Origin of the sequence: Sandarakinorhabdus sp. DWP1-3-1, from assembly GCF_049896705.1 — a bacterium.
Taxonomy (GTDB): domain Bacteria; phylum Pseudomonadota; class Alphaproteobacteria; order Sphingomonadales; family Sphingomonadaceae; genus Sandarakinorhabdus.
This window is the reverse complement of record NZ_JAFCUV010000001.1, coordinates 634,011-652,448: the sequence shown is the minus strand read 5'-3', so window position 1 is coordinate 652,448 and position 18,438 is coordinate 634,011. Positions and strand designations below refer to the sequence as shown.

Below are 18,438 nucleotides of genomic sequence, written 5' to 3'. Positions count from 1 at the left end.
ACATGCACGCGCCGCGGCAGCCCGCCAAGCGGCCTTCGACGATTTATCCGGCCGGCATTGCCGCCGCCAGCCATTGCGCGCTGCGGGCCAGCATGCCGGTCCGTGCCGCACTGTCGTCGAGATCGTGGGCAAGGCCGGGATAGACCACCAGTTCGTGCTGCTTGCCCGCCCGGGCGAGCGCCGCCGCCATCGTCCGGCTCTGCTCGATATCGACGTTGAGATCCTTGTCGCCATGGAACATCAGCACCGGTGCGCTGATCCGCGCGGCATTCTGCGCCGGGGAGCCGGCGATGACATGCGGTCCAACGCCGACATAATTGTTGATGATCACGGCATTGCCGAACCGGACGGTCACGTCATAGCGATGATATTGGCCGGGATCGGCGACGCCGCCGCCAAACAGCAGGTTGCGCGTGCCATCCCAACTCTCGTCGAGGATATCGACCGGTGGCTTGCCAGGCAAGGCGGCCGACAAGGCCTTTGACCGACGCTCGAGCACCGGATCGAAGAAATGATACTGGCCGCCGTCGCGCGTGAAGGTTGCCGCAACCGGCCGCAGGAACTTGCCGATGCGGAGCACGCCGTCAACGTCGACCTCAGGGTCGGCAAAGACCAGTCCGCCGCCGCTTTTTTCGGCCATGTTGACCTGCATCAGCACAATCGTCGGGTCATCGGGCAGCCAGTCGATCACGCTGGCACCCGTCTGGTCGATCTGCAGGGCCTCGGCATCGGCGCGCTGTCCCAGCATGACCCGTGACGTGCCATCGGCCGCGATCGACATGGCGCGCATGAAGCCCAACCGTTCGGAACCGGTATCCCGAATGAAATAGACCCGGCAGATCACCCGCTGCTCGCTTTTCCACCCGCAGCTGACAGGAACGATCGTCGCCTTTTCCGACGACAGCAGGATGGTCGTGGTGCCATTGGCGATGTCTGCCGCCACGACGGCCAGGCCCTGGGTGCCGACGGGTGTGAGGTACAGCACCTTGTCCCCGCTCGGCGACATCTGCATCCGGCGGACGGTCGGCCGCCCGCCATAGGCGGCAGCGAGAGCCTGGATACCGGGCGCGGCGACAGCCGGCGTCGACGAGCCACTGGCCAGCATCAAGCCGCCAATGACCAATTACTTCATATCGATCCTCTTGCTTGACCCACGGTGCCGTAATGACACCTCTGGTTCATGCAAGATTGCCATGGCGTTGTCAGGGATTTGTGCTCGATTCGGTATGACTGCGCAGCGCCTCGCTGTCGAACCAGACCGGCTTCCATCGTTCACTGGCGAAGAGCGCGGATTGGTCGGCATAATGCGGCGATTGGGTGCGGATCGTCGCGGCACCGAACTGGTGGACACTGCGCGACGACACCGCGCCATCGCGTGCCCATTCGATCAGCATGATGAAGCCGTCGCCGTTGTTGGCGACGCGATGCCCCTCGCCGTCCGGCGTGCCGATGATCGCACGCAATGTTTCCGGACCGCCACAGACCGGCAGGTCGACCTTGCCATGGCGCAGCCGCTGGAAATCACCGAGCGGCACATCGAGCCGACCATAACGCGCCTGCAGGGTGTCGACCGCCGCCCGCAAGGCCGGCGCTGCATCCTGCCGCGGCTTGTTCATATAGGCGGAGCGCGCCGCATCGGCGAACGCCAGCGTCACCAGCGTATCGGCAGGTCCATTGCAGTCGAGCGTCCAGTCCCACTGGCCGATCAGTTTCTGCGCCGCCTCGAGATCCGGCGCCTTCGACGTGTCGAGCGCCATCACCTGCCTGTACCAGGTCCCGGCCCAGCCGGTCTTGTCATAACCCTTGTCGAACTTGATGCGCAGCAGGTCATCACGGCTGATCGGACGGTCGCCGAGCCCGGCGAACAGCGACTGGTAGCGCAGCGCCCGGTTGGTCACGAAGGTCTCGATGCCCATCTCCGGCGCAAACGCCTCGCGCTTCTGCTCATCCGCCGGCGCTGTGGACAGGAACGGCGTGTTGTTGGAGTTGCCGACCCAACCGGCGGCCGGATCGACCGTCATCGGATCGGCACGCCACGGCAGGTATTTCGTCCACAGCGTCTTCGACGTGTCGCCGGGCAGGATGCCCTTCCAGTCGTAACCGGGCGCGCGGTCGGGAAAGCGGGCGTTGTAGAACATGCCGATATGGCCAGCGGCATCGGCATAGACGAAATTGGTGCCGCTGATCGCCTGCATGTCCATGACGCGCTGCCATTCGTCGAGCGTGCGCGCCTTGTTCAGGCGGTAATATTGGGTCACCTGGCGGACATCGTCGATGCCGGCATAACGCAGCGCGAACCAGCCCTTGTCGGTCTTGATGACCGGCCCATGCACCGAACGATAGACGGTGCGCGGGATCGGCAGCTTGAACGGCCCGAACTTGACCCGCAGCCAGACCCGCCGACTTTCGAGCGGCAGCCATTTCCCATCGAGCCGATACTCGGTACCGGCCTCGTTCACCACGAGCTTGTAGGTGTCGATCAGGTCGGGGCGGTTGACCGTGTTGGTCCAGCCCAGCGTCTTGTTGTGCCCCAGCAGCGGATAGGGCGCACCGGGGAACAGCGCGCCGGCGAAATCCCAGCCCTGTTCGGAATGGACGACGACCTCCCACCATGACACCCCACCCTCCCAGGGCTGGTGAGAATTGACGATGAGCCGGGTGACGCCGTCGGCCGAACGCCTGCCGGCAACGGCGAAACCGTTGGAGCCGCGCTCGTCGGCCGGGCCGGCATCGCGCGGCACCGGTTCGCCGGCGACCAGCGCACCGAGCGGGCGGTCGAGGCCGAAGAAGAACGGCGAGCGCAGCATGAAGCCGGCGACGATATCCTGCCCATTGACCGGAAACAGGCCGCGGATACGCTGCTCGCCCGGGTGCTTGGCGGCGTAGAAGTTGATGCCCCTCGCATAGGCCTCGAGCAGCAGCCGCGTGTCCAGCGGCAGTTCGCCATAGTGGCGCGCCGCGGTTGCATTGGCACCGAGCAGCGCCCCGGCAAAATCGATCCTGGCGCCATCCTGGCCGGTGATCGCGCCGCCGCGGCCACGAACGGCGGCAACGACCTCCTCGAGATTGCGGAAGTCATCCTCGGCATGGGCGATCGCGAGGCCATAGGCGACGTCCGGGTCGGTCTTGCCATAGATATGGGGCACGCCCCAGCTGTCGCGAACGATGCGCACGTCGTGCTTCAGCATGGGATCGGCGACCGAACCGCGCGCCGTCAGATTGTCCCAGCTGGCGAGGCCAACCATGGCTGTCGCCAGCACGCCCAGGACGATCAGCAGCCCCCGCAACCATTTCGGCATCAACGCGCGTCCCTGGCGACGACGCCGCCCTTGATCACCACCGCAACCTTTTCAAGCACACGGACATCGGCCAGTGGGTCGCCGGTTACCGCGACGATATCGGCATAACGGCCCGGCGCCAGCGCCCCGACATCGGCCGAGCGGCCCAGCGCCTCGCCGGCATTGACCGTGGCCGCCTGGATCGCCTGCAGCGGGGTCATGCCCCATTCGACCATCTTGGCAAACTGCAGCGCGTTGGTGCCGTGCGGATAGACGCCGGCATCGGTGCCGAAGACATGGCGGACACCCGCCTTCACCGACCGCTGGAAGGTCTGGCGCTGCTTCAACCCGATGGCGCGTTCCTTTTCCAGGCTTTCGGCGAACACGCCGTTCTTCGCGCCTTCGGCCAGAATGTAGTCATCGTCATAGACGTCCATCGAGAACCAGGCGCCGCTCTTCCTGGCCAGGGCAAAGCTCTCGTCATCGGCCAGGCTGGCATGCTCGATGGTGTCGGCGCCGGCGCGCAGCGCCGTGTTGATGCCGCTGGTGCCATGGGCGTGGACGGCGACCTTCATGCCCAGCATGTGCGCTTCGGTGACCAGCGCATCCATTTCGGCCTGGCTGTACTGCTGGCCGCCGACAGTCGTTGTCTTGGAAAACACGCCGCCGGTGCCGCAGAACTTGATCACCTCGGCGCCCCATTTCCTGAGCTGGCGCACCTTGGCGCGAATGGCATCGGGCCCGTCGGCCACGCCCGGCGTCTCGACCTTGATCTCGGGCTGGAACTCGGTGGCGTCGCAATGGCCACCGGTGGCGCCGATGGCATAGGTTGCCGGCACGATGCGCGGGCCGACGATATAGCCGCCCTCGATCGCCTGCTTCAGCCCGATGTCGTCAAGGTTGCCGCTGCCGACGTTCCTGACCGTGGTGAAGCCGGCATCGAGCGTGCGCTTGGCAAAGGTGACCCCGATCGCCGTGCTGAAACTGCGGGCATATTCAAGGCCGCGATAGCCGCCGATGGTCGGGTCGCCGCTCAGATGGACATGCATGTCGATCAGGCCCGGCAGCATCGTCATGGCGCCCAGGTCGATGCGGCTCGCCCCGGCCGGAACTGGTGTCGTGCTGGCCGGCCCCGCCGCAACGATACGGCCATCGGTCGCGACGACCACGGCATCGGCGATCGTCCGGCCGGCGACCACGTCGATCATGCGAGCGGCCGTGATCGCCACCGTATCGGCCAGCGCGGGCGCGGTTGTTGCCAGCAGCGCCGCTGCAACCAAGAATTTCGATGGCATTGTCTTCTCCCCTGTCGCTCGACGGTAAGGCGCACGATGACGTCGGGCAAGCGCTTGCCGATGCAACTCTCCAATGCTCTGTACGTATCTATACAAAACAACAGAGGGTCAGTCAGTGCGTTGGCAGGACAATCCCGGAGGCGCACAGGGGCTCAGGCTGCTGGTTGCCGATCGTCAGCCGCTCGTCGCCGCGGGGCTCGCCGCCCTGTTGATGACGTTTGGCCACACCAACATCGCGACATCGAGCAGCGTCAGCGAAGTCCGCGGGATGGTGCACGGCGATCACATCGACATCGCCGTCGTCGATATCGACCTGGACGGTCCCGGCGTGGCCGCCGCGACATCCCTGCCGGTGATCATAATCGCGTCGGCAGTCGATCACCCGAGCATCGCTGCCGCCATCGATGCCGGGTGCAGGGGCCTCGTTCTGCGATCCGACGATGGTACCGGACTGGCGATCTGCCTTGCCGCGGTAGCGGCCGGTGGACAATGGCTTGATGACGAAGCTGTCAGCCAGGCGCATGGTTATCGCCGCGCCATGCTGTCGGTAAACGCGTTAACGCCGCGGGAGCGCGATGTTGCGAAGCTGGTTGCGGCCGGCCAGCGCAATCGCACGATCGGCGACGCGCTGGGCATTTCGGAGGGCACGGTGAAAATGCACCTGCACAATGTCTACACCAAGCTGGGCCTGCAAAGCCGCACCCAGCTGGCGATGGATGACCGCCTCCGTGCCCTCGGCTAGGCGTTATGCCGCGAGCACGCGGAGTGGCGGGTCGACTTCGGCCAGCGCGGCCAGGAACTGATCGCACGAGCGCTCCCAGCCAAACCCCGCGCCGCGTGCTGCGGCAGCGCGCCGGCTGGCGGTGAGCGCCTGCCGCATCGCCGTCGCCAGGTCGGTATCGATCCCGCCGATGCGTCCGGCGCCGCCGGCGCAGCCGTCTTCGCCCAGGATATCGAGCGGCCCGGCGACCGGATAGCCGGCAACCGGTGTGCCGCACGCCAGCGATTCGACGATGACGAGACCAAAGGTGTCCGTGCGGCTGGCAAACACCGAGATGTCGGCACCGGCATAGGTCGACGCCAGCGCCTGGCCGTGCAGGCTCCCGAGGAAACAGGCGTCGGGATACTGTGCCTGCAACTGGTCGAGCGCCGGGCCGTCGCCGACGACGACCTTGCTTCCCGGCCATGCGGCGTCAAGAAACGCGGTAATGTTCTTTTCTACCGCCACCCGGCCGACATGGACGGCGATCGGCCGTGGCAGCTCGGCAAACAGCGGATGCGGTGGGGTCGCGGACGAAAACTGCGCAGTATCGACCCCGCGCGTCCATTGGCGGGTATGGCGCAGGCCGTGTTCGGCAAGTTCGTCCGCGAGCCGCGGCGTGGCCACGAGGATATGCCGCGCCGGCCGATGGAACCGCTCGAGCAGCCGCCAGAACGGCGCCGGCGACAGGCCGGTGCGAGCGGCGACGTAATCAGGAAAGCGCGTGTGAAAACTCGTCGTGAATGGCACGCCCGCGGCGATGCACCAGCTCCGCGCCAGCCAGCCAAGCGGCCCTTCGGTGGCGATATGCACCGCGTCGGGGCGATGGCCGGCGATCGCCGCGGCAACGCGGCGGCGGGTGGTCAGCGCCAGGCGTATCTCGGGATAGTTCGGCATCGGCACCGACCGGAACATGTCGGGCGTGATGGTCTGGACCCGGTGGCCGCGCGCCATCGCCAACGCGACGATCGTCGACAATGTACGGACCACGCCATTGACCTGCGGCATCCAGGCGTCGGAAACGATGGTGATGCGCATCAAGCGGCCTCCGGCACGCGGGCGATCGTGCCGGCGACAGTCCCCGCCGCCTCGGCCCGCGCCGCCCAGTCGAGGATCTCGATGCGTCCGTCCATATGCTCGACCAGCGCCGTGCAGCTTTCCACCCAGTCGCCGTCGTTCATGTACAGCACGCCCCCGAAGTCCCTGATTTCGGCGGAATGGATGTGGCCGCAGACAACGCCATCGACACCGCGTTCGCGCGCCGCATGGGCGACGACCTCCTCGTATTTCGAGATGAAGGCGACGGCGTTCTTGACCCGGTGCTTGATGTACGCCGACAACGACCAGTACGGCAGCCCCAGATGGCGGCGCAGCCCGTTGAACCAGACGTTCAGCCGCAGCAGCACCGCGTAACCAACGTCGCCGGCAAAGGCGAGCCAGCGCGCGTAAAGCACCACCCCGTCGAATTCGTCGCCGTGGAGGACGAGGAAACGCCGGCCATCCGCGGTGACATGAATGGCCTCGGGCATGACCTCGACGCCGCCGAACGCCAGCCCGGTGAAGTCGCGCAGCGCCTCGTCATGGTTGCCGGGGATATAGACGACGCGGGTGCCCTTGTTGGCGAGCTTAAGCACCCGCCGGACAATGTCATTGTGCCGCTGCGGCCAGTACCAGCCGCGCTTCAGCCGCCAGCCGTCGATGATGTCGCCGACGAGGTACAGCGTGTCGGGCTTGATCGAATGCAGGAAGTCATGGAGCAGCTCGGCGTTGCAGCCGGCCGTGCCGAGATGCGTGTCGCTGATCCAGACGGTGCGGAACCGCAGCTTCTTGCGCGCCGCGCGGTCATCGTCATGCTGCCAGTGCGCGGTACCGAAGCGGCTCGTCGGCGGCACGGGATCGATGGTTTCGCGAAGTGCCGTGAGCGGGTGACTTGCCATGCCGTGGGGCCCTCGACCGTTATCGCTGGCGCTCCCCTACATCCTGCCCGTGACAAACGCGTGTCGGCAGGCGCCGCCTCCGCAGTCTCACGCGAGCAGCTGCGTCATCCAGTAGACGACAGCAGCGATCAGCGCCGACGCCGGCAGGGTCACCACCCAGGCGACGACGATACGGCCGGCGATGTTCCAGCGCACCGCCGACACGCGCCGGGATGCCCCCACCCCGACGATGGCACCGGTGATGGTGTGCGTTGTCGACACGGGCACGCCGAGCGCTGTTGCGCCGAACAACGTGATGGCGCCGCCGGCTTCGGCGCAAAAGCCCTGGACGGGGGTGAGCCGGGTGATCTTCGACCCCATGGTATGGACGATCCGCCAGCCGCCGAACAGCGTGCCGAGCCCCATCGCCGCCTGGCAGGCCAGCACCACCCACAGCGGCACATGGAACTCGCCCGTCAGGACACCCTGCGAATAAAGCAGCACGGTGATGATCCCCATGGTCTTTTGCGCGTCATTGCCGCCATGGCCGAGCGAATAGAGCGCCGCCGACAGCAGTTGCAGCTTGCGAAAGATGCCGTCCACCGCCGACGGCGTGAAGCGCGCGAAGATCCAGGCGATGGCCAGCACGATCAGCATGGCGAGGACCAGCCCGATCATCGGCGACATGACGATGGCGCCTGCCGTCTTGGCAACGCCGGCCCAGACCACCGCCGCGCTGCCCGCCTTGGCCGTGCCGGCGCCGATCAACCCGCCGATCAGTGCATGGCTGCTGCTCGACGGGATGCCCAGCGCCCAGGTGACGACGTTCCAGACGATCGCGCCCATCAACGCCCCGAAGATCACCTGCGCATCGATGATGTTGGCATCGATGATCCCGGTGCCGACGGTCTCGGCGACATGCAGGCCGAAGAACAGGAAGGCGATGAAATTGAAGAACGCCGCCCAGACGACGGCATAGTGTGGCGCCAGCACGCGCGTCGACACGACGGTGGCGATCGAATTGGCGGCGTCGTGCAGGCCGTTCAGGAAATCGAACAGCAGCGCGACCCCGATCAACAGGACCAGGACGGTAAAGGAAATCGCCATCAGGCCAGGCGATCAGGCATGATCGATGACAAGGCCCTGGATCTCGTTGGCGACATCCTCGAAACAGTCGACGACCTTTTCGAGCGCCGTGTAGATTTCCTGGCCGACGATGAACGCCATCGGCGCCGTTTCGGCGTGCCTGCGGAACAGCGCCTTCATGCCGGCGTCGTGGATGTCGTCGGCCTGTCCCTCCAGCAGCACGATCCGCCCGGTCAGAACGTGCAGCCGGCTGCCGTTGGCGCCGAGCGCGCGCAGCAACGGGATGGCCTCGGCCGTCACCCGCGCCGCCTCCACGATGATGCCGGTGATGTCGCGCATCTCCGCGTCGAACTCGGTAACATCGTACATCGATATCGCCTTGGCGGTCTTGTTCATCTGGTCGATGGCGTCGTCCATCGAGCTGATCAGCGAGGTGATGGCGCTGCGGTCGAACGGCGTCACAAAGGTGCGGCGCACATCCTGCAGCACCTGGCGCGTGATGGCGTCGGCCGCCTCCTCCCGGTCGAAGATCGCCCTGCTGTGCTCGGCCATCCCCGCGCCGCCCTGCAACAGCTTGGCCAGCGCATCGGCCCCTGCGACGAGCGTCGCGGCATGGGCATCGAACAGCTCGAAGAACCGGCCCTGCTGCGGCATCAGCCTTTGAAACCAGCGTAGCATCGGAAAACGGTGTGCCCCCTTGTTCGTCGCCCAGGTGCTGATCTGGTCGAGCGCGCGATCGGTGATCCCGGGGATCGGCAGCGGCTCCCGGAAATCCCGGATGATCGCCTTCAATTCGGGCTCGTCGACCGCGGCGACCGCGTCGGCAAGGTCGAACCATTGCCGCCGGCGCTGATCCTGTTCGGGCCAGTCGCCCAATTCCGCGGTGACGGCAAGCGGGAACACCTCGACCCGCGTCGGCCGCAGCCCGCCCTTGCTCCGCTTCTTGTCGTAATCGAAGGTGCCAAGCGACGTCGGGCACAGGATGCCGTTGATGCCGGCCTCCTCGAAGGCCTCGACCTCGGCGGCGTGATGCGGACCGAGGCCGCGCATCGGATTGCCTTTGGGGATGACCCATCGCCGGCTGGCACGCGACGTGATCAGCAGAATGGCGGCGGTGCCATCGGGCTTGATGCGGTACGGCAGGGCGGCAATCTGGCGGCTGGTCATGCTGGTAACAAGCGCTGTGGCCGTAATCGGCTGCGGGTGCAAGATCGTGGCGGAACAGGACCGCCGGCGGGCCGTTACGGGAGCGGAGGTGTCCCATGCGACCACAAGACCAGAAAGACGAGAACAACGAGACCAACGGTACGGTGAACCAGGAGCAGCGCGACGAGGACCAGGCGCAGGATGTCGCCAACGACCGGCTTTACGGCGTGCCCGGCGACGATCACGACATCTTGGAAAGCACCAAGCCCCATGGCGGCCTGGGCGTCACGCCCGACGACGATATCGTCGATACGGTTGACCAGTTGAAGCAGATGATCACGTCGGGACGCATCGACATGAGCGCCTATGAAGGCGAACCGATGATGGACGACGGCGACACCGTGATATCCGACGAAGCCATCACCGACGGCATGGAAGGCCGCGGCGACGACGATATCGGTGCCGACGACGATGACACCGGCCGGCTGGAAAACATCGCCGACACCGGCGACGACCCCCTCGCCGCCATGTCCAGCGACCATGGCCTCGAAGACGAGGACGCCGACGACGACGCCGATCCCGATGACATCGACGACGACGAGTTCCCGGGCGGCCTCACGCTCGGCGAGGACGCCGTCGACGCCATGAAGGACATCGACGACGAGGACGACTGAGCGAGACCGCTGACCGGCCCTAAAGGTCGGTCAGCGGTTGCCCCAGATGCGCGAGGAAGTCGCTCTTGCCCAGCGGCACCCCTTCAGCGCGCAGGATCGCATAGGCCGTCGTGATGTGGAAAAAGAAGTTCGGCAGCGCGAACCCGGTCAGGAATGCTGCGCCGGTAAAGCGATAGCCCATGCCGTTGGGAAACTTCAGCTCGATCGGCCGATCGTCGCCGGCCAGCACTGCCGCCGGATCGACGGATGCGATGAACGCCAGTGTGCGGTCGATGCGATCGCGCAATTCGGCCAAGCTGGCTTCGGTGTCGGCCATGGGCGGCGGCGTGACGCCCGCGAGCCTCGCCACCGCGCCCTTCGCCGCATCCGACGCCATCTGGATCTGCGCCGGGAACGGCCGCATGTCGTCGGTCAGCTTCGCCGCCAGCAATTCGGCCTCGGGCTTCACCACCGCCGCCTTGTCGAGCCAGGCCCGCATGTCGGTCAGGGCATTGGTGAACACCGGCACGGCGGCATCATAGATCGTCAAGGCCATGTCGGTGTTCCCTATGATCAGGCGGGCATGCGGTGCAGCGCACACAGCTTGTTGCCTGCGGGATCGCGGAGATAGGCAAGATACAGGCTGCCTAGGCCGCCCCTGCGGACGCCGGGGGGATCTTCGCAGGCCGTGCCGCCGGCGGCGAGGCCTGCTGCATGCCAGGCATCGGCCTGCTCGGGCGAAGCCGCCGCGAAACCGATCGTCGCACCGTTGGCGCAGGATGCGGCGTCGCCGTTGATCGGCTTGGTGATCGCAAAGATGCCGGTCGGCGTCATGTAGAAAACCCGGCCCTTGTCATCCATGCCGCCGGCCGGATGGCCCAGCGCGCCGAGCGTGGCGTCGTAAAAGGCCTTCGAAGCGGCAACATCGTCTGCGCCGACCATGATGTGACTGAACATTGGCGATCTCCCCTTGCCGGCCCTGCCGGGCCGGCGCATCTGTGCCCGGCACGCCGCCGGACCGACGCGTCAATGCCGCGCGGCATCGCCGGTGTCGATAGGCGCAATGAATAGCCGCGTGACCGGCCCCCATCGCAACCGTGGACCCGATGACGCCGTGGAGCGTTGCAGAAATGCGTATCCAAGGAAAACAGATCATGCGGGCGTTGGTGTTGATGGGTATTGTCGGCGGCCAGCGGGCGATGACGCCGCTTGCGGCGGTCTCGATCGCCGCATGGCGCGGCGAACTGGCGAAAGACAACGGCGCGCCGGCGATCCTTGCCCGTCCGACTGTCGCCGCCGCGACCCTGGCGCTGGCCATCGCCGAGATGGCGGGTGACAAGCAGAAGACCGCCCCCGACCGCATCGTGCCGATCGGGCTCACCGCGCGCTTCATCACCGCCGCTGTAGCGGGCATGGCGCTCGCCCCACAACGCGACCGCTGGGCCGCCGCTGCCATCGGTGGTGTGACGGCGGTCGTGGCGTCCTATCCGGGCTGGCGCCTGCGCATGGCGGCAATGGCGGATCACGGCCAGACCCCGACCGGCTTTATCGAGGATGCCGCCGTCGTCACGACAGCCGTCGCGATCATCCGCCGGCGTTAGCGCCTTAGTGGGGATGAGGGGCGGGCCGGGAACCCGCGATCCCTCTGAATTCCGCTGGTCGGGGCGAGAGGATTCGAACCTCCGGCCCCTGCCTCCCGAAGACAGTGCTCTACCAGGCTGAGCTACGCCCCGACTCCAGCGGAAGCGGGCGTATAGCCGGGGGTCGCGGCATCGGCAAGCCGCTTGTGGCCGCGGTCAGGGCTGGCCGCCGCCACCTGCCGCGCCATAGACCTGGCCCGTCGCATAGCTGCCGGCATTTTCGGCGAGCTGCACATAGATGCCCGCAAGTTCGACCGGCTGGCCCGGCCGCCCAAGTGGCGTGTCGCCACCGAAATTCTGCAGCTTTTCCTGCGTCGCGCCGCCGCTCACCTGCAACGGCGTCCAGATCGGCCCCGGCGCCACGCCGTTGACGCGGATGCCCTTGTCGGCAAGCTGCTTGGCCATCGATTTGGCAAAGCTCATGTTCGCGGCCTTGGTCATGGCATAGTCGACCAGATCCTTCGACGGATCATAGGCCTGTTCCGATGTTGTCATGATGATCGCCGAACCCGGCGGCATGCGCGGCACCGCCGCCTTGGTAATCCAGAACGGCGCATAGATATTGGTCTTCATCGTCGCGTCGAAATCTTCGCTGCTGATGTCGCCGATGGTCGGCTTCGTCTGCTGCCGGGCGGCATTGTTGACGAGGATGTCGAGCCCGCCGAGCTGCGCGGCGGCATCGGCCACCAGCTTGGTGCAGAACGCCTCATCGCGCAGGTCGCCGGGCAGTGCCACGCCCTTGCGGCCTTCCCGCCGGATCAGGTCGATGACCTCGCGGGCGTCGGCTTCCTCGGCCGGCAGGTAGTTGATCGCGACGTCGGCGCCTTCGCGGGCAAAGGCGATCGCCGCCGCCCGGCCCATGCCGGAATCACCGCCGGTGACCAGCGCCTTTCGACCGCGTAGCCGCCCCGATCCCTTATAGCTCTGCTCGCCATGGTCCGGCCTGGGCTTCATGTCGCGCGCCAGGCCCGGCCAGGGCTGTTGCTGCTTGTCGAACGGCGGCTTGGGGTATTTCCCGCGCGGATCGACGAGCGCAGGCCCGGCGGGTGTCGCCGCTTCCGCCGCCGGCCCTGCGGCTGCGACGCCGACTGCTGCGACGCCGCCCACCATGGCACGCCGCGACAGCACCGCATCCTGCGGCAAATCCTTTGTTTCGCTCATGAAATCTCTCCGACAAGGGCTCTGCTGGCAACAACACCCGCCCCTGCCGAAGGTTCAGCCGATCAGGCCAAGCATCTCCGCCAAGCTGACCAGTTTCTCGCGCGGCGCCCCCGGCCGCGCCCGCGACACCTCATGGGCATCGAGCGCCTGCCAGTTGGCGAAATGCGTCGTCTTGACGCCGCGACCCGCCAGCAGGGCATCGAGCGCCGCCGGCGCGTCGCCGCCCCTGGACTCGCTCACATCGGCGCCGATGGCATCGACCACGGCAAAACCATCGGGTCGGTTGGTGCCGATGGTGCCCGAAGGCCCGCGCCGTGCCCAGCCGCTGGCGTAAAGCCCCTTGAAAATGCGTCCCTCGCCATCGACAGGAAAGCGGCCAAGGCCCTCGTCATAGGGCACGCCCGGGATGGTCGCGGTGCGATAGCCGATGCAGGCGATGACGAGGCCGCAGGGAATGGCGTGCAATTCGCCGGTGCCGACGGCCTTTCCGTCTTCCAGCCGCGTCGTCTCGACGATCAGCCGTTCGGCCTTACCGTTGCCCTCCACGGCCACCGGGCGGCGGAAAAACTCGAAATGGATAGTGATCGGCTTGTCGCCGCGCGGCGTCGCGGCGAAATTCCTGAGGTGGGTCACCGTCTTGCGATCGCCGGGATCGAGCGCGGCGTCCTCCTCGACCGGCGGCAGGTCGCCGGGCTTGACCAGCGGCTGGGCGCGCTCGAGATGGCCGAGCTCGCCCATTTCCTTGGTGGTGAAGCTCGCCTGGTGCGGCCCGCGCCGGCCGACGATATGGATGTCGCGCACCGCCGACCGGCGCAGCGCGTCGACACTGTGCTGGGCGATGTCCGAAGTTTCCAGCTCCTCGCAGGTCTTGGCGAGAATGCGCGCGCAATCGATGGCGACATTGCCGTTGCCGATGATCGCGGCGCCATGGTGCGACAGCGGCACCTGCAGGCCGGCGAATTCGGGATGGCCGTTGTACCAACCGACGAAGGCACCGCTGCCGAGCACGCCGGGCAGGTCGTCACCTGGGATGCCGAGCGGCTTGTCGTGCGGCGCCCCGACCGACAGCACCACGGCGTCGTAGATGGCCAGCAGTTCGGCGATCTGCACATCGCGGCCGACGGCGACATTGCCGACGAAACGCACCCCCGCCCCCAGGTTGGTCGCCTCATAGCGCTTGGTCACCGCCTTGATCGACTGGTGGTCGGGCGCGACGCCGGCACGGATCAGGCCATAGGGGGTCGGCAAGCGGTCGATGATGTCGATGCGCGCCGTGCCGCCCCAGCGCTTCAGTGCAGCCTCGGCAGTGTAATAGCCGGCGGGGCCGGCGCCGATGATGGCGATGTTGAGGGTCATGGGGCCTGTGTCCGTTGGCGAAGGGTGCTCGGCTCCCCGCTAGGGCCGCAGCGCCGCGCCGGTCAAGTCAGCTGGGCTATCCGACGCTAAACAACAGGTTAACGGGAATTGGAAGAATGGGCATGATTTTTGTCGGTTTCTTCCAATACGACCAACCTTGGAAAGAGCATAAGCCGCCCCAGACGCAGATCGCTGATGATCGCGCTCAACCAAAAAAGGGGAGACGACAATGGCGCTCGACCTGTTCATGGCAAGTTTCGAGAAAACCGGTGGTCCGGACTGGACCGCACGACACGGATTGACTTCGGCCGGACTTCAGACACTGTTCGACGACCTCAGTAAAAAAGGCTGGCGGCAGGTTTGCCTCAGCGGTTATTCGAACGGCACCGAAGCCCGTTATGCCACCATCTGGCACAAAGTTGCCGGCCCCGCCTGGGGTGCCCGCCATGGCCTGACCAGCGCCCAGTACCAGACCCAGGTCAATGCCTGGGTAAAGGCCGGGATGCGGCCGAAATCGCTGTCGGGCTTTGCCGTCGGCAACACCGAGCGCTTTGCAGCGGTCTTCGAAGCCGGCGGCAGTGGTGACTGGGTTGCCCGCCACGGTCTCGACGGCGCGCAGTATCAGGCCGCCTTCAACGATTTCGTCGGCAAGGGCTTCCGGCTGCGCGGCGTCTCGACCTACAGCACCGGCGGCGAGGCCCGCTACATGGCCTGGTGGGAAAAAAGCCCCGGCCCGGCCTGGGTCGCACGCCATGGCCTGCGCGAATCGGCATTCCGATCGGCCCATGCGAGCCTCGCCGCCCAGGGCTATGACCTGGTGTCGGGCGGCTCCTGCATCGCCGGCGGCGTCGATCTCTATGCCGGCCTGTGGGAAAAACGCGCCCAGGCCTCGGTCGGCAACCATGGCATGACCGGCGGCGCCTATCAGGCCACCTTCGATCGCCTGGTCGCCGATGGCTTTCGCCCGGTGTTCGTCGCCGGCGCGCTCGCCATGCTGCCCGTCGACGTCAACCTGCGCTTCCGCATCCAGCGCCAGCAGCAGAGCCAGTGGTGCTGGTCGGCCGTATCCAACAGCATCCGCCGCTACTACCAGCCGGCGGCGACGCTGACCCAGTGCACGCTCGTCAACAGCCGGCGCAACCGCACCGATTGCTGCCTGCCCGGCCCCGGCGCCGATGGCGATCGCTGCAACAAGCCCGACGACACCGCCGGCGTGCTCGACGACCTCGGCCATCTCCAGCAGATGCAGAACAACAGCGTGTCGTTCGCCGACCTGCGCGGCCAGATGGCGGCGGGTCGCCCGGCCTTCGTGCGCATCGAATGGTCGGGCGGTGGCCGCCATGCCATCGTCGCCGCGGGCGTGGAGGATGGCAATTTCGTCATCGTCTGCGATCCCGGCAGCTCCAGCGCTGCCGATCCGGCACAGGGCACCACCACCGTCGTTGCCTATGATACACTGCGCACGGCCTATAACGGCTCGGGCAGCTGGATCGGCACGGGCTATACCAAGGCCTGAGGGCCGCAGATCTTCAGAAAGGATCGATCATGCCGATTACCTTTGCCGTTCCCCCCGCCGGCGTCGCCGCGGCGCTCGCCGAAACCCTGCCCCAGCTCGGCCGCAGCGCCGCGATCGAGATGCGGGCGCCGGCCATCACCGAAGCCGCCGGACGCTTTGCCCTGGGCGACCAGCTCAACGTCGCCCGCAACCTCGAGGAGGTTGCCGCGTCCGACGCCATCGCCACGCCGGTCTATGTGCTCGGCCTCGACCAGCTCATCGCCGGCAATGTCGCCGCCGGGGCAAAGCTGGCGCTCTGGGCGCATATCATGCCGACCAACGCCGGCGCGGTATCCGCCGAGGTCAGCGCCGCCGATACCAAGTTCGCGCAGATCAGCAACGGCATCGCCATCGGCCGCTTCCGCAACGCAGTGACGCGCATGGCCACGGAAGAAGCGGTGGAAGGCGGCGCCGACGGCGAAGTTGCCCAGCTGCGCATCCCGGCGCTGCAGCTGACGCTGCTGTGGCTGCGCAAGGCCGGTGCCGACAGCTTCGAACCACTGGAAGTCAGCAGCCCGGCCCTGGAGGTCGGCCGGCACTATAGCGAAAAGGAGCTCGTCGCCGCGCTGCACGACGAAGCCCAGGCCCGCGCCGCCGGGCAGGGAGACGGCTGAACCACACCACCGGTTTACCCCCCACGGGGTCGGCTGCCAGAGTTCCGGCAGCCGGCCCCGCACTCGTTTCGGCGGGTTCGCCGCATTGCACCCTGCGCCCCCTCTGCTACAGGGCGATGCACAATGACCGCAGACATCTCCCTCATCCGCAACTTCTCGATCATCGCGCATATCGATCACGGGAAATCGACGCTCGCCGACCGGCTGATCCAGACCACCGGCGGCCTGACGGCGCGCGAGATGAGCGAGCAGGTGCTCGACAACATGGACATCGAGAAGGAACGCGGCATCACCATCAAGGCGCAGACCGTGCGCCTCGATTATCCGGCCAAGGACGGCAAGCGCTATGTCCTCAACCTGATGGACACGCCCGGCCATGTCGACTTCGCCTATGAGGTCAGCCGCAGCCTCGCCGCCTGCGAAGGCGCGCTGCTCGTCGTCGATGCGGCGCAGGGCGTCGAGGCGCAGACCCTCGCCAATGTCTACCAGTCGATCGAGCACGACCATGTCATCGTGCCGGTCATCAACAAGATCGACCTGCCCGCCGCCGAGCCCGAGCGGGTGAAGAAGCAGATCGAGGACGTCATCGGCCTCGACACCGAGCACGCCGTCCTCGCCAGCGCCAAGTCGGGCATCGGCATCGAGGATGTGCTCGAAGCCATCGTCACCCAGATCCCGCCGCCCAAGGGCGACCCGGCCGCACCGCTGAAGGCGATGCTCGTCGACAGCTGGTACGATCCCTATCTCGGCGTCGTCATCCTCGTCCGCGTCATCGACGGCATCCTGAAAAAGGGCCAGCAGATCGCCATGATGGCGGCGGGCACCACGCACCTCGTCGATCGCGTCGGCTGTTTCCGGCCCAAGATCGAGCAACTGGATGCGCTCGGCCCCGGCGAGATCGGCTTCATCACCGCCCAGATCAAGGAAGTCGCCCAGACCAACGTCGGCGACACCATCACCGACGCCAAGCGCCCGACCGCGACCGCCCTGCCCGGCTTCAAGACCGTGCAGCCGGTGGTGTTCTGCGGGCTGTTCCCGGTCGATGCCGCCGATTTCGAAAAGCTTCGCGACAGCCTCGGTCGGCTGCGTCTCAACGACGCCAGCTTCTCGTTCGAGACCGAGAGCAGCGCGGCGCTCGGCTTCGGCTTCCGCTGCGGCTTCCTGGGGCTGCTGCACCTGGAGATCATCCAGGAGCGGCTGACCCGCGAATACGACCTCGACCTGATCACCACGGCGCCGTCGGTCGTCTACAAGATGCTGCTGCGCGACGGCCGGACGCTGGAACTGCACAACCCCAGCGACATGCCCGACCCGAGCACCATCGAACTGATCGAGGAGCCCTGGATCGAGGCGACGATCTTCACGCCCGACGAATATCTGGGCTCCATCCTCAAGCTTTGCCAGGATCGCCGCGGCATCCAGAAGAACCTGACATATGTGGGCGGCCGCGCCCAGGTCGTCTATGAACTGCCGCTCAACGAGGTCGTCTTCGATTTCTACGACCGGCTGAAGTCCATCTCGCGCGGCTACGCTTCTTTCGACTATCACCAGATCGGCCACCGCGAGGGCGACCTCGTCAAGATGACGATCATGGTCAATGCCGAACCCGTCGACGCGCTCAGCATGATCGTCCACCGCGGCGCCGCCGAGGCCCGCGGCCGGCACATGTGCGAGCGGATGAAGGACCTGATCCCCCGCCATCTGTTCAAGATCCCGGTCCAGGCCGCGATCGGCGGCAAGGTCATCGCCCGCGAGACCATCGCCGCGATGCGCAAGGACGTGACCGCCAAATGCTATGGCGGCGACGCCAGCCGCAAGCGCAAGCTGCTCGACAAGCAGAAGGAGGGCAAGAAGCGCATGCGGCAGTACGGCAATGTCGACATCCCGCAGGAAGCCTTCATCGCCGCGCTGCGCATGGGTGACGAAAACTGACGTCGGCACCGCAGCCGCTTGCCATTTCTTCATTTGCCGGAAATGC

17 protein-coding genes and 1 tRNA gene are annotated in these 18,438 nt (G+C 66.5%); 6 read left to right on the top strand and 12 right to left on the bottom strand.

The features are described 5' to 3' along the window. Positions 1–43: 43 nt before the first annotated feature. From ACP7AI_RS03045 to ACP7AI_RS03035, 3 genes are all read right to left on the bottom strand, one after another. Positions 44–1,105 carry an alpha/beta hydrolase family protein gene (locus ACP7AI_RS03045; RefSeq protein ID WP_426163937.1) on the bottom strand — a complete coding sequence of 354 codons (1,062 nt, stop codon included), beginning with the start codon at positions 1,103–1,105 and terminating at the stop codon, positions 44–46. Between the two features lie 97 nt (positions 1,106–1,202). Further along, positions 1,203–3,299 carry a penicillin acylase family protein gene (locus ACP7AI_RS03040; protein ID WP_426163934.1) on the bottom strand — a complete coding sequence of 699 codons (2,097 nt, stop codon included), beginning with the start codon at positions 3,297–3,299 and terminating at the stop codon, positions 1,203–1,205. Further along, positions 3,299–4,573, bottom strand: coding sequence for an amidohydrolase family protein (locus tag ACP7AI_RS03035; protein ID WP_426163931.1), 1,275 nt, complete (start codon positions 4,571–4,573; stop codon positions 3,299–3,301). The genes ACP7AI_RS03040 and ACP7AI_RS03035 overlap by 1 nt, the downstream gene beginning before the upstream one ends. 73 nt (positions 4,574–4,646) lie before the next feature. On the opposite strand from ACP7AI_RS03035, the gene ACP7AI_RS03030 reads away from it, so the two are divergent. Then, positions 4,647–5,315 (top strand): LuxR C-terminal-related transcriptional regulator, encoded by a 669-nt coding sequence (locus ACP7AI_RS03030; protein ID WP_426163929.1) that lies wholly within the window; start codon positions 4,647–4,649, stop codon positions 5,313–5,315. Between the two features lie 3 nt (positions 5,316–5,318). Here the strand turns inward: ACP7AI_RS03030 and ACP7AI_RS03025 are convergent, their stop codons facing one another. The 4 genes from ACP7AI_RS03025 to ACP7AI_RS03010 form a co-directional block, all read right to left on the bottom strand. After that, a complete protein-coding gene (locus ACP7AI_RS03025) occupies positions 5,319–6,371 on the bottom strand; it encodes a glycosyltransferase (RefSeq protein ID WP_426163926.1) in 1,053 nt (350 codons plus the stop codon). Further along, a complete protein-coding gene (locus tag ACP7AI_RS03020; RefSeq protein WP_426163924.1) occupies positions 6,371–7,270 on the bottom strand; it encodes a UDP-2,3-diacylglucosamine diphosphatase in 900 nt (299 codons plus the stop codon). Before ACP7AI_RS03020 ends, ACP7AI_RS03025 begins: the two co-directional genes overlap by 1 nt. A gap of 87 nt (positions 7,271–7,357) precedes the next feature. Further along, entirely contained in the window at positions 7,358–8,356 is a 999-nt protein-coding gene (locus ACP7AI_RS03015) for an anion permease (protein ID WP_426163922.1), read from the bottom strand. A gap of 12 nt (positions 8,357–8,368) precedes the next feature. Continuing rightward, positions 8,369–9,502 carry a DUF47 family protein gene (locus tag ACP7AI_RS03010; protein WP_426163920.1) on the bottom strand — a complete coding sequence of 378 codons (1,134 nt, stop codon included), beginning with the start codon at positions 9,500–9,502 and terminating at the stop codon, positions 8,369–8,371. Positions 9,503–9,597: 95 nt separating this feature from the next. On the opposite strand from ACP7AI_RS03010, the gene ACP7AI_RS03005 reads away from it, so the two are divergent. Beyond that, the gene (locus ACP7AI_RS03005; protein WP_426163918.1) at positions 9,598–10,155 is read left to right on the top strand and encodes a hypothetical protein; all 558 of its coding nucleotides are present in this window, start codon (positions 9,598–9,600) and stop codon (positions 10,153–10,155) included. 19 nt (positions 10,156–10,174) lie between these two features. Here the strand turns inward: ACP7AI_RS03005 and ACP7AI_RS03000 are convergent, their stop codons facing one another. Further along, positions 10,175–10,690, bottom strand: coding sequence for a DUF1993 domain-containing protein (locus ACP7AI_RS03000; protein WP_426163916.1), 516 nt, complete (start codon positions 10,688–10,690; stop codon positions 10,175–10,177). Positions 10,691–10,707: 17 nt separating this feature from the next. Next, positions 10,708–11,091 (bottom strand): VOC family protein, encoded by a 384-nt coding sequence (locus ACP7AI_RS02995; protein ID WP_426163914.1) that lies wholly within the window; start codon positions 11,089–11,091, stop codon positions 10,708–10,710. Positions 11,092–11,240: 149 nt separating this feature from the next. Between ACP7AI_RS02995 and ACP7AI_RS02990 the strand changes: the two genes are divergently transcribed. After that, entirely contained in the window at positions 11,241–11,735 is a 495-nt protein-coding gene (locus ACP7AI_RS02990) for a DUF4126 domain-containing protein (protein WP_426166540.1), read from the top strand. A 55-nt stretch (positions 11,736–11,790) separates the two neighbouring features. On the opposite strand, the gene ACP7AI_RS02985 is transcribed toward ACP7AI_RS02990, so the two are convergent. The 3 genes from ACP7AI_RS02985 to ACP7AI_RS02975 all read right to left on the bottom strand — a co-directional run bounded on the left by ACP7AI_RS02985 (position 11,791) and on the right by ACP7AI_RS02975 (position 14,291). Then, positions 11,791–11,867, bottom strand: a tRNA-Pro gene (locus ACP7AI_RS02985). Positions 11,868–11,930: 63 nt separating this feature from the next. Continuing rightward, positions 11,931–12,935 carry an SDR family oxidoreductase gene (locus ACP7AI_RS02980; protein WP_426163912.1) on the bottom strand — a complete coding sequence of 335 codons (1,005 nt, stop codon included), beginning with the start codon at positions 12,933–12,935 and terminating at the stop codon, positions 11,931–11,933. Positions 12,936–12,989: 54 nt separating this feature from the next. Further along, positions 12,990–14,291 carry an FAD-dependent oxidoreductase gene (locus tag ACP7AI_RS02975; protein ID WP_426163910.1) on the bottom strand — a complete coding sequence of 434 codons (1,302 nt, stop codon included), beginning with the start codon at positions 14,289–14,291 and terminating at the stop codon, positions 12,990–12,992. 229 nt (positions 14,292–14,520) lie between these two features. Between ACP7AI_RS02975 and ACP7AI_RS02970 the strand changes: the two genes are divergently transcribed. The 3 genes from ACP7AI_RS02970 (at position 14,521) to lepA (ending at position 18,392) form a co-directional block, all read left to right on the top strand. Beyond that, on the top strand, positions 14,521–15,807 hold the full coding sequence (locus ACP7AI_RS02970) for a papain-like cysteine protease family protein (RefSeq protein WP_426163908.1): 1,287 nt from the start codon (positions 14,521–14,523) through the stop codon (positions 15,805–15,807). Positions 15,808–15,836: 29 nt separating this feature from the next. Then, positions 15,837–16,460, top strand: coding sequence for a hypothetical protein (locus tag ACP7AI_RS02965; RefSeq protein ID WP_426163906.1), 624 nt, complete (start codon positions 15,837–15,839; stop codon positions 16,458–16,460). Positions 16,461–16,583: 123 nt separating this feature from the next. Continuing rightward, complete coding sequence (gene lepA / locus ACP7AI_RS02960; protein ID WP_426163904.1) at positions 16,584–18,392, top strand: translation elongation factor 4; 1,809 nt, start codon at positions 16,584–16,586, stop codon at positions 18,390–18,392. Positions 18,393–18,438 lie beyond the last annotated feature (46 nt).